The following is a 12,478-nucleotide window of genomic DNA, read 5'->3' on the forward strand; positions in this document are numbered from 1 at the left end:
TGTGGGAACTGAAAATAACTTAAAGCATGATAAACCGCTTGTGCTTGAGCTGAAAGAAGCTCCTTTAGCAAGGAGCTTCCAATATTTTATTAGATCTCTTCGCCTGTATCTAACCAAGGTGTGCCTTGGAGATTAGGGTAACCCTCTAGGTAAGTAATTTCAGCACCGGTTTCACTTTTTACTTTCCTAACAATGTCAAGAAATGTCTTTTCTGTCCATTCCTCAGGAGTTCCAACCATTGCTTGTGCCATTTCGCGGCTAATTTGCATAAGTCCACCAGTTTGTTTTTTGAACGTAGCATATGTATCTAGATGATACCCTCCTTCGTACTCCCAAAGACAAGCTGTAATCCTCAAACTGTCACTGCCCTCAACATCGCGATTGGCTTGAGCTACCCAAACTGCTCCCTCGCAAGAAGCCATTTTAATAGATGCACCACTTGCTGCAGCTAAAGCTGCCATTGAAGACCCTTCAAAAGGATTAATTAGCTTGAATCTGCCTGGCTCAGAAGGTGGCTTAGAAAATGATGGGATTGGGGTGTTCTCTGTTGCGTTATTAATATTTTGTCCTAGCCCGTCGCTAGCAGCAGCTATTACAGAGGAACGGTGACTATTGGTTTCAATATTAAAAATTCGATAATACTCAACGGTTTTAGTTTTCTCTACCAAAGAGTTGTTTAGGGAGCCACAGCCAGCCAACGCCAGGGTCATTAGGACAGAAGCAGCAAAGCGAGTTTTTTGCATAATAAGTCTCTGATTTTATTATTAAGTAATAAGAATACGGGTGAATATATGTTACGTAATTATATAAAATCAAAATAATCCCCATTAAGTGCAACCTATTTCACATTAGTGGGCTCGATATTACGTGTTTTTGGTTATGTAGAGCGCTGCTTGCGAATTTAATTTTCTATTGATACCTATTTCATTTTCTTATTTATTCCACTCAAGTTATTAGAGCAATCAATCTTGTTTGTTTACTGAAAATGCTGGTGGGTAGCCAAACGCTTTTTTATAAGCGCTGGTGAAGTTAGAAGGGTGTCGATAACCTGCGTGGTAAGCTACTTCAGTGATTGACACCAACCCTTGTTCTAAGTGCTTGCGTGCCATTTCTAGTCGACGACGTCTTATGTAACTTTTGATGCTGCAACCAATCACGTCTTTGAATTTTCTTCTAAGGTTTGATTCGCTAGTAGTCGCGTATTCAGCCAAGGACTTAACTGATAAGTCTTTGTCGAGGTTCTCCTCAATGTAGTTAATCAACTCATCAATCGAGTGCTTTGCACTTTCAGTCGCCGCTGTTTGTGTTTCTGTAACTCCGACTTCTAACGCGGTATCACTATTAGACAGCTGTTCGAACACTTCTAATACCAAGCTGTGCGTTAATGCCTCTAACCTAATCTTCTTAAATGTGTCGCTTCCATCTTGTAACTGGATGATCCTTTCGAGTAGTTCTTGTAATTGATGATTTGATTGCAAGTCGAAATGGGATAAGTGTTGAGAAATGAAATCGTCAATCCTGCTGCCAGATTCTATACGTTCATGAATCCACTGGTGCGGGATGAGTACTTTTAATTTGGAAACCTTGTTGCCTTTTTGAACAGCTCGTCGGAACGTCGCGGGTTTTGCTAGATTGACTACCAAGGCTTGATAGCCATGTTTTGAATCCATAAAGAAGTTTGAATCGTCGTAGCCGAAATCGAGTTTTCCTTCTTTTAAAATTATTAAAATTAGAGCCTTACGAGCAGTCGAGATGACTTGGTGATCGTTGAGTTCTGTCGTGGTTCCCCAGTGCAGAGAGAAGTTCTCTTGCACTTTGCATATATCCACATTGCCTTCAATTAGAGGGACTGTTTCTGAGTATTGCTCCGATACCATTTGAAAGTTTTTTTCACTCCCTACCCAACGCACTAGGGCACTTTTCTTAAAAGGTGAAGGTATTCGACTATTCATAAGCTCCTGCCAATTTTCATAACAATCCAGTCACTTTGGATAACTCAATCTGCTGTTCCCAAGTGAAAAAGAAAATTATCATAAATGATAATCAATATCATTAAATGCAATTGGATTATCATGAAATGGATTTTTTTCGTTACCGCTCTGTTCACTCAAATAGTAAGTGCGCGGGCAATGATCGTTGAAGCCAATAAGCCTCAGCGCATTGAGCTCCACTCTCAGCAAGACACGTTTTTAAAGATCAGTGAACCAGGTTACTACCGTGGTTTTATCCGAAGCCAAAGCCACATGGAACACGTGATTGCTTTTAATTCCGCTGGCGATCCAATAAAAAAATTACTGAATCATGAGGCGAGAGAGACTGAGATTTTCTGGTATGTCGATCAAGCTGACACTTATCGAATTGAAATGCAGAGTGCTGATACTGAGGCATCTAAGGCTGAAATGCAGCTTGCTCCTATGCCTCTGAAAAAGGATCAGTATCTATCGCCAAAGGTGTCGATGTTAAGTCCAACATTGTCACGTACTGCAGATGATATTCAAGGCGGTGTAAAAGATGCAGAAAAAAAGTTTTGGCAAATCATTGAGTCTCAGGGGGCACCGCTTGTCGAGTATCAACTTAACAACAAAGCATTCGTTACTTTCTTATTTCGCGGGAATGCAAACAACGTTCGGCTATTAGGTGCGCCATATGGCGGACATGCACAGATGAGCAAAATTGAAGGCAGTGATATCTGGTTTCGCTCTTTTGAAGTTCCAGATTCAACGCGTCTCTCCTATCGAATAGCACCTAATGTGCCTCAACTAGCTCGAGATACTAACCGAGAACAACGCAGAGCAGTATTGGCGACTGCAGCACTAGACCCATTAAATTTGGAGCCCAGCTTTGGCTCTGATACTGGAATATTTGGCGCTGCTTCTACCTTGACGCTTAAACATGCATCAAGCGATAGCGTAGCGACAGAAGAAGGTAACCCCAAAGGTCAGTTAACGCATTTTCTTTATCAGGGGGACTCTGAGGCTGAAGCAAGGAAAATCAGTCTGTATGAGCCAAATAGCGTTTACTCAACAACTGATAAGTCACCGCTTTTGATCTTGTTTGATGGTGATTCTTACCTCGACAAAGTCCCAGCGCCTCTGGTGATAGATAACTTAGTTGCGAGTAAAGCTATTCCTCCGATGAGAGTGGTGTTTGTTAACCCGCCCAGACCGAGCCTTCGAGCAGAAGAGCTGAGACCGAATAAAGTGTTTGCCGACATGCTCGCTAATGAGTTTATCCCTTGGCTTTGTAGTACGCACTCAATATGCCCCGCAGCTGAAAATACAGTGTTGTCTGGTTCGAGCTTTGGTGGATTAGCGTCAATGTTCATTGCGTTGGAGCACCCTCAACGTTTTGGAAAAGTGTTGAGTCAGTCTGGTTCATTTTGGTGGCAGCCAAAGACCGCTAAGAGTATCGCAAGTGATAAACAAAGTTGGATGAGTGAACTGGTCGCATCAAGCGGTAAGAAAGACATTAAGGTCTACCTCAATGCAGGTGTTTTTGAGACTGAGCCGGTGCATGCAAGCATCTATCAAACCAATAAAACCCTTTTTAATACCCTCAAAGAGAAAGGGTACCCCGTTACGTTCAAAAGTGCTGCGAGTGGTCATGACTATTACAGTTGGCGCGTTTTGCTCGCTGATGGACTAACAACACTTTTTAGTAAGTAAAGACCAAGGAAATACCCAAGAAATGGAACACATAAAAATACAAAAAAATAAATTAGCAGCGGCCCTCATGCTGGCTGGATTTGCCTCTCTATCAGCTAAAGCTAGTGAAGCAAAGCACACAGAAACTATGGTTGTTACCGCAAGTCAGTATGAAACGGCGATAAAAAATGCACCTGCATCAATATCTGTGATTACGCGCGAAGAGATAGATAAGCTTCCTGCGACCGATATTTCGACCGCGCTTGAGAGCGTCGCGGGTGTGCATGTGGCTAAAACAACGGGTGCTGAGCCTAGAATCATAATTCGTGGCCTGCAGAACCAAAACTCAGCCAACGGAAATTACACTCTGTTTTTGGTAAATGGTCGTCGTATCAGCTCTAGCGAAACTGTGATTCGTGGGGCGTCGTTTGATTTGTCGAGCATTCCAATGAGCGCGATTGAGCGAATTGAAGTGGTGCGCGGCCCGATGTCATCTCTATATGGCAGTGAAGCGATTGGTGGTGTAGTTAACGTGATTCTCAAGCAGGCGTCGACAGAGACTCATGTTTCTGGAGGTCTGACTTATAGCATGCCAGAAGACAACAAAGCGAATGCGTTATTGTCTGATGCAGATGGCGAACTCAAAAGTGGCAATGTGTTCGTCAGCGGGTCGATCATTCCCGATGTTCTGACGTACACCACGACAGTCGATATTAGTGAGCGTAATGCTTGGTTCCCGGAAGATGCTGGGGCAAGCTTTTCTCCTCAAACGGAACAAAAAAGAAATGTATTTCGTGGATCTTTGAATTGGTACGCGACAGAGCAAGACGAAATCTATTTTGATCTTTCTTACTCAAAGGATGACCGTGTAGAGAATCGTTACTTGATTAATTTCAACAGGTTAGCAACTAGCTATTATGAGGGTGAAAAGCTAACTGGCACGCTAGGATATATACGTAGTTGGGATTGGGGTGAATCAGATGCCAGTTATTTCTACGAAACCTCTGAAGTGGATGAAGACAATTTTCACCCAATGGTAGATGCAGCGGTATTGAGCCAAGACAACCACACCGTAGATGCTAAGTTTGTCGTTGATCAGTTTGAAAGCCAGATTTTGTCACTTGGGACACAAGTGTCTTATACCAGTGTCGAGAACGAGCGTGATTATTCTAGCTCTCGTTCAGTAACGCAAAGTGCCGCTTATGTTCAAGATGAGTACTTTGTTACGGATGATCTAACCGCAACCGTAAGTGGTCGTCTTACACACAATAACCAGTTTGGTAATGACTTTAGCCCTCGAGTCTATTTTGTTTACAACGGCATCGATAATGTGACCTTCAAAGGTGGATATGGCGAAGGCTTTAAGTCGCCAACGCTTTTCCAATCGTCCGAAGATTTCTCATTAGTGAGTTGCGGTGGTCGATGTACATTGGTCGGGAATCCAGATCTCAAGCCACAGACCTCTAAGACTTACGAATTTTCAGCGATGTATTCAGGAGTTGATGGGTATGTGCAGGCGACGGCTTTCTATAATGATGTGAAAAACTTGATAGACCGCGACTTAACTCCATTTTTCACTGGCACCTCCGCAATTATTCAGTATGAGAACGTCGATAAAGTCGAAACCAAAGGTATTGAACTAGAGGGTAGCTATGAGCTTTCCGTAAGCTGGTCGTTTACGGCAAATGCGACGTATACCGATGCGGTGAACAAAGTTGATGATAAAGATATCGCGTACAGCCCTGAATGGTTAGCGAATGCAAATCTCAATTGGTTGGCAACGCGTGATTTAGCTTTCTTTACTGGTTTGAATTATACCGGCAAGCAAAAAGACGGTTCTGATGCTGAACTAGACCCTTACACTATCGTATCATTGGGGGGATCGTATGCGTTTAATGATAACTTCAAACTTCGTGCTGGGGTGACTAACTTAACGGATGAGCGCTTGGACCAATCAAACCAAGTATACGAAGAAACAGAAGTAGGACGTACCTACTATGTGAAGATGGATTTCGATTTTTAAAGCTTCACTCAAACAAAAATGGAACGCTAGGGCGTTCCATTTTTTATTTGTATTTATGCCACACACGGGTTCATTGCTCCAAGACTATAGCCTTGTTCGTTCGTTTGTTATGTTGGTGATCGGTAGGATATATACCAGCAATGAAAGTTCAGCTTAGTTTTTACCCATTGGATTTCAGTGGCTGCTCAATAACGAAGTGAGCTTGGTGGTTTTATGCTCTATAGGTCAGGCGCCTATTTTTATGCTTGTTAGCTTTGAGACTTTATCTATCGTTTTAAATGAGTACATCAAGCGTGCAGCTCTGCCGAATGTACCTTCAGAATAGCAAACAACGCGACTTTTCCGTGTTTCATTTTTTCTTCAACTAGCACATAAATTTGTACAGTCAGAGAGGTGTCAATCAATACTGATGATGTCTATCTTATTGAATATTCGAGTTTACTTTGTGTGTTGAGATTTCTTTACTAACAAAAATATATGCATTTTATGTCATATTTATTGTTAGCACGTATGTTTATGGAGGGAACCACTACAAATTGATATAGGAAATCCAATGAAATTAATCTTATCTAACCTTGGTTTAGCGACAACATGTCTATTTTCTTCGTTCGTAAATGCGCAACCCCAGCTCCTCGTTCAGCCAGAATTACCTGTTATTGCCAATGAAGTTGAGTATCCACTGTCCCATCAAGCGTTGATTGAGACATCGGACAAACTATATAAACAGCGAATAGAGCATGTGGGGGCATCATTCATTAAGCTTCATTTCAAGTCGCTTGTCGTACCAAAGGGTAGTCTATTGCGCTTGAGTTCGAGCACCAGTGATGAAGTGGTTGAGTATAGTGACAGTCAGACAGATTGGTTCGCTCAGTCTATTTCAAGTGAACGCATGTTGATTGAGGTTGTGCCAAACTCAAAGGGTCAATACGCTGAGTTCGAGATAGATTACTACATGGCGGGCAAGAGTGCAGACGAAGAGGCATTGGTAACGTTATCGACATGTGGTGTTAATGAGCGCAGAGACGTAGCCTGCTGGGAAGAGTCTCATCCAGATAAGGTGGCTTGGACAACCCCCGTTGCAAGGCTTCTCATTAATGGGCGTAGTTTATGTACCGCTTGGCGTGTGGGGCCAGATAACCATATGTTCACCAATAACCACTGTGTCGCATCAGAATCAGAACTGAGAAATACAGAGGTATGGTTTAACTATCAGCGCCGTACTTGTGACGGTTCTATGGCCACCACGGTAAAAGTCATGGGGAGTAAGATACTCAGCACTGATTATGATTTGGATTACACACTTTTCACCATTGATGATTTTTCAAAAATTGAGTCGTTTGGTTATCTAGGCCTAGATGACCAAGAGCCAATCTTTGGCGATGGCATTTACATTCCTCAGCACGGCGCTGGTAAGCCGAAAGAACTGGCAATTGAAAGTGACCAAAATGGTTCCGGAATGTGTCAGATTGACGTGGCTTCAACTAGTGGGCGAGGTGCCAATACCGATACTGGCTATTTCTGTGACACCATTGGCGGCTCGTCTGGTTCACCTGTTCTACGTACTGATAACAACAAAGCGATTGCTCTGCATCATTTTGGAGGGTGTGAAAACCAAGGCGTGAAAATGAGTAAGATTTGGCCACACGTGTCTGCATACTTTGGTGATACGTTGCCTGATGGCTCATTCGGTGAGCCGAACAATGATATTCCTGAGGTGACTTTAGGAAACTTGATTAGCGATCTCTCCGCGACGTCCGGACAACAGAAACTGTTTGTGCTCAAAGCTGCAAATCGCAATACGGGCGTGAATGTTATTATGAAGTCTGGAGTAGGGGATGCTGATCTCTACATTCGTTCTGGCGCGCAACCAACGAAAAGTACTTACGATTGCCGACCTTATCGCTCTGGCAACTTTGAAACTTGCGAGGTGCCTAGGGCTGATGAAGATCTTTACATCATGATCAATGCGTTCCGAAGTTTTTCTGGTGTATCTCTCTTATTGTCAGAGTCTCAATAACAGTCGTGAAATCAGTTTACGATATGAATAATCAAGGCGAACCTATTAGGTTCGCCTTATGGTTTATAATTAAACAGAATAGTGAATAAAAAGAATCGTTGTTAGTGATAGTTGAATATTTCTTGATTGTTTAAATTATTAATAATAAACGCCATGTCTCTATTAAGTTTCTCTCACTAACTTTATATCCATATTAAATTTAAGTTATTTAACCTTCGATATATAAAATATACCCGACGCCAATCTTTAATATTCATAAAAGCAATCATTGCTTCCACCAAGATCACAAATATTGATATGTACTGTGTTGCATATTTGGTTTCTGAGTTATTTTCCTGCCGCCAATCACAAAGGAAAAATAACAATGAAAAAAACAATAGCTTTAGTCTCTGTAATCTCTTCTCTTAGTTCGTTTGCTTATGCTGATAATACTAATGTTATCACTGGCGAATCACCGGAAGAGGTTTACGTTCAATATCAGTCTATCAACCAAGTTACCGAGTCGATGAAGACAGAGGGTTTCACGATGCATCGCTGTGGAATCAAGGCTCTGCGTAATAATATCCAAGCGACTCAGAGCCTTGAAGTTCCTCATAGTCAGATCCAGTGTGTGTACTCTAAGCCAGGCGCATCAACCAGTGATGAGTCTGAGTTGATCTACTGGCACCTGAATGTGCTTTATAGCATGGAAAGTGGACACTTTATTGCGGATAGTGAGTTTACCGAACGCTACACTAGCGAGATCTATACACATAGTCCTGAGTACCTTCTTGATATTGGTCCACATTACTACCGTCAGCGTTCTGAAGTTGAAGCGTTGGGAATGAAGGTCGGCGAATGTAATCTACAAAAAATTTATTACTTCAGCGCGCCAACAGAAGAGTCATATTTATCTGATATTGCATCTTGCCCTGTATATAAAGCTGACGGTGAATTGTCTGGTAATATCACAGTTGAAATTAACCATACACCGGCTAATTTCGGCTATAGTGAGAGACTTGTTCAATTTTACGCTATTTAATACTGGGCATTTTTAAGTCGATTTTATATTAACAATCTGACTCCTATTTATTTAGTTATTCTAAATTAGTATTGAATAAAAAAAGGGTTGGTACTAAATACCAACCCTGTAATTGTTAATAAACTACAGCGAACTTTAGAACTTAACCTGATAGTTCAGAGTATAAGTACGTCCACGGCCTTTGTATTGGTAAAGCGCATCGCTACCGGTGTACCAGTGTTGAGCACGTTGGCTCCAGGTTGTGTAGTAATCTTCGTTTAGCAGGTTCTTAATACCAAAGCCCAGATTACCAACTGGAAGCTGGTAGCTACCTGTGAAATCAACTACTGTGAAGCCATCTAGCTCACGTTGATCAGCATCTTTGTAGTCAAACATAGTTAGGCTTTGTAGCTTCAGGCTATAGTCATTGTCGTACCAGCCAACCCAAGCCCCCGCTTTAGAAGTGCTCGCTTCCATCGCCTCGTGATCTTCCCAGCCAGTGTCTGTTTCAATTTCTGTCACAACATAGTGACCTAATAGACCAAGCTGTAGCATGTTTGTTGCCCAGTAGCTGATTTGAGCTTCCGCGCCGTAGACACGTTTAGGCTCTGCAAGACCTGATATCGATAGGTCATCTTCGTACTGAACGGTTGCGCTTGAGTGTGAGTAGTAGATTGCAGATTGTAGTGAGATATTATCTAAATCGTTACGGTAACCCAATTCGTAGCTGTCGGTTTTGATTCCATCTAGCTTAGAAGCGGCGACATCTTGAGTAGCGCTCTTGCCGTAGAAGCGATATAGCTGAGGGATATCGAAACCTTGTGAGAAGTTAGCCCAAATCTGAGAAGTAGGATTTAGGTGATAGATAGTACCAAAGTTAAACAAACCTTCAGCGTAATCTGTTGAGCCGCCAGGAATGAAGTCCGAACTAGAGGTCGCTTGGAAGTCAGACACGTCTATGTCCATTTTCTGATAGCGATAACCTGTTTGTACAGACCAATCATCAGTAATGCTGTATTCCGCTTGAATGAAGCCAGCGATAGATTGAGTGTCGATCCCCGGGTAACGACCTTGCATTTCACTGATGACGTTTACTAAACCTCCCGTAGCTTCGGTCGTAGCTTGATCGTAGATCGCTCTGTCGCTATCAAATTTATCGATGTAACCGTCGATACCGTAGGTCAGATTCCAAGAGCCAAATGATCTATTAAGTGCCGCTTTTATTGCCCAAATATCAGTAGATTGGCGAGAGGAGTTAGTCGATAGAGTTGTCTTGCCATCAACTGTGTAAGGCATGAAGGTGTGCTCTTCGGCACGGTAAGATAGTTCAGCAATTAGCTGATGGTTTAAGAAGTTGTTGTTGCTGTATGCCGCACTTAACATGACACGCTCTGTGCCTTGTTCTCGATCCGCTGAGTAGCCCTCTCTCACATCAACAAACTGGAAGTTACCGCTACCATCTTTATCAAAGTAAAGGCCGTAAGGAGTGTCTTGTTGGCTATTGTAGTACTGAGCCAACAAGTGTAGTTGTTGACCTTCAGCAACATTAATTTGTAGGTTACTCAGTAGGTCAATGGTCTCGTTAAACTGAGTCGAACCCTGAGTCATATCTGGAGTTACCATCTCACCATCTGCATCGAAATAGCCTTGTGTTTTGGTGTAAGCGACCGATGCGCGTCCCTGAATTTTCTCGTTTCCACCTGCTATTGACTGAGCCAGTTTGTAGTCAAAATCTTCGCTTGATGAAAAGCCTGAAGCCCCACTAACAAATGATTCAAATTCGACTTCTTCACCAGACGCTTTTTTAGTAATGATATTGATAACACCACCCGAAGCGCCGGCACCGTAAATTGATGTCGCACCAGAGAGTACTTCAATGCGGTCGATGTTGAATGGGTCAATTGAGTCTAACTGACGGCTTATTGATCGAACTGATTGTAGAGATATACCATCAATCATTACCATCAGGCTGCGACCGCGTAAGTTTTGGCCAGCGTGAGTGCGACCACCACTGCTTACATCCAGTGAAGGGATAGTAGCTGCTAGAATCTCATCAAGGCTTTTGCCACCGCGGTATTCTTGCTCGATAGTCTCTGAGTTAATGTACCAAACGGTACCTGGAATATCGCTGATCGTTTGAGGCGTGCGGCTAGAAACCACCACCATTTTTTCTTCAGTTGTTAGATCTTGAGCTTGGGCTGTAAATACTGTGGTTACTGCCGCAACTGCTATTGCGACGGTGGAAAGCTTGAAACTTCCTTTTTCGGTCTTCATTTTTTTCTCTGCATTTATCAATGAAAGGCTGCACACATTTCTTTTGGCGCGGTGACTCTATTTTTTATTGTGTTTATCCAGACTCAACAGAGTGATGAGTAATGACGAATCGGATAAGTGAGTTGTTATTACTGCTGTTTCAGCTCTTAGTCTAAATAAGAATCATTATTATTGTATTTTTGATGTGAAAAAACAATATGAGAATGCAATTTATTTTCAGATGCAACAATAGTGTCTGTTTTACAGGGTCGTTAAAGCCCAGTTCTTATGTCTGATTTCATCTTAAATTACTGATTAAATGCTATTTTTTTTGAGTGGGGCGACGGAAAGTAAATGAAGAGAGAGCAGCATCAAAGTATGCTGCTATTAGATTAATTGTTTTTTCCTGAAATACTGCTGCGTAATTGTTCTCGTTGTTCACGCGATACGTTCATGACATTGTTGTAGGTGCGATTCATTACTCGTATATCGTTTTCGAGCAATTGGGCTAGCTGTGTTGAGGCACTTTGATTGTCGCCTGCCAGAACCAGTTCCATGATGTCCAAGCGGCGCTGGCATGACTTGACCACGGAAGATTGGATATGCATAGAGACCAAATCAGTAGCCTTACGCAGACGATTTTGTTGTTGCATCATCCCCAACAAAAAGCGGTTTCCGGAGCTGGCTGCGAGCAGTTCATGAAAGTCGACACTTAGTGCGAAGAGTTGACTAGCGGAAGTCGATTTTGGATTGTTGATGGCGTAGATATGGCGATCTCGGCATGCTTCTAGTTCGCTACGCTTTAAGTTCCATGTCGGCTCAAGTAGTCCTGCGGGTTCAAAGATCAAGCGGCATCGATAGCTCTCGGTATGCCTTTCAAGTGTGTTTAGAACACCATCAAGTTGCCATTTATAGCCGGGGCTGCGGCGGAAAATACCATCGCTTTCTAGTAGACGAGTGACATTTTGAATTTCGCCACGATTAGCCTCATACCGTTCTTGTAAGTCTTTTTCCGAGAAGGAACTGTTTAATTCCCCAAAGAACAGGTCCATTAAAATATTCAGGTACAGTTGTTCTTGGCGGGGCTGTTCGTCGCCTGTCGGTACGTCTAGCTTGATATCAGCCGCGTCCATTTGAAGCACCGAACCTTTATAGGGAACAACCTTAGTAATGCCCTGACTCGACAAATGTTTTAAAACGGCGCGTATTGGGCTTCTTGAGACTTCGAATTGTTGTGCCAAAGAAGATTCATTGAGGCTGCTACCGGCTTTAGCGTCTTCGGTTTTTAAGCTAGCAATGACTTTAAATAGCAAGTCTTGTTGGAGCTTTGTAATTGTCGTTATGTCCATAGGGCTTACAAATCAGTTGATTATTGGAACCATGGTAAACATAAAAGTGCTCGAATACCATTTATTGTGTTTCTGCAACCAAAAAACAATTACCAGTATTCCGGATTAGCGATGCCGACTGAGAGGATAAAAGAGGGTTGAGGGGATAAATAAGGATTGAACAGACAAAGATAAAGATAGAATTGAAATAAG

General features: G+C 42.5%; 8 protein-coding genes. 4 read left to right on the forward strand and 4 right to left on the reverse strand.

Annotated elements, in window-relative coordinates:
- Positions 1-89 precede the first annotated feature (89 nt).
- Positions 90-743 carry a hypothetical protein gene (locus A3712_RS03340; protein WP_008220953.1) on the reverse strand — a complete coding sequence of 218 codons (654 nt, stop codon included), beginning with the start codon at positions 741-743 and terminating at the stop codon, positions 90-92.
- Between the two features lie 219 nt (positions 744-962).
- A complete protein-coding gene (locus A3712_RS03345) occupies positions 963-1,952 on the reverse strand; it encodes a helix-turn-helix transcriptional regulator (protein ID WP_231891760.1) in 990 nt (329 codons plus the stop codon).
- A 120-nt stretch (positions 1,953-2,072) separates the two neighbouring features.
- On the opposite strand from A3712_RS03345, the gene A3712_RS03350 reads away from it, so the two are divergent.
- From A3712_RS03350 to A3712_RS03365, 4 genes are all read left to right on the forward strand, one after another.
- On the forward strand, positions 2,073-3,665 hold the full coding sequence (locus A3712_RS03350) for an alpha/beta hydrolase (protein ID WP_063522526.1): 1,593 nt from the start codon (positions 2,073-2,075) through the stop codon (positions 3,663-3,665).
- Between the two features lie 22 nt (positions 3,666-3,687).
- The gene (locus A3712_RS03355; RefSeq protein ID WP_063522282.1) at positions 3,688-5,667 is read left to right on the forward strand and encodes a TonB-dependent receptor domain-containing protein; all 1,980 of its coding nucleotides are present in this window, start codon (positions 3,688-3,690) and stop codon (positions 5,665-5,667) included.
- Between the two features lie 553 nt (positions 5,668-6,220).
- Complete coding sequence (locus A3712_RS03360) at positions 6,221-7,684, forward strand: serine protease (RefSeq protein ID WP_063522283.1); 1,464 nt, start codon at positions 6,221-6,223, stop codon at positions 7,682-7,684.
- A gap of 364 nt (positions 7,685-8,048) precedes the next feature.
- Positions 8,049-8,705: a hypothetical protein gene (locus A3712_RS03365; protein ID WP_063522284.1), complete on the forward strand. Its 657-nt coding sequence runs from the start codon at positions 8,049-8,051 to the stop codon at positions 8,703-8,705.
- 135 nt (positions 8,706-8,840) lie between these two features.
- Here A3712_RS03365 and A3712_RS03370 read toward each other — a convergent pair whose 3' ends face one another.
- Both A3712_RS03370 and A3712_RS03375 read right to left on the reverse strand, forming a co-directional pair.
- Positions 8,841-10,958 (reverse strand): TonB-dependent receptor, encoded by a 2,118-nt coding sequence (locus A3712_RS03370; RefSeq protein WP_063522285.1) that lies wholly within the window; start codon positions 10,956-10,958, stop codon positions 8,841-8,843.
- A 371-nt stretch (positions 10,959-11,329) separates the two neighbouring features.
- The gene (locus tag A3712_RS03375; RefSeq protein WP_063522286.1) at positions 11,330-12,286 is read right to left on the reverse strand and encodes a GntR family transcriptional regulator; all 957 of its coding nucleotides are present in this window, start codon (positions 12,284-12,286) and stop codon (positions 11,330-11,332) included.
- Positions 12,287-12,478 lie beyond the last annotated feature (192 nt).

Source organism: Vibrio sp. HI00D65 (assembly GCF_001635455.1).
Classification (GTDB): Bacteria; Pseudomonadota; Gammaproteobacteria; order Enterobacterales; family Vibrionaceae; genus Vibrio.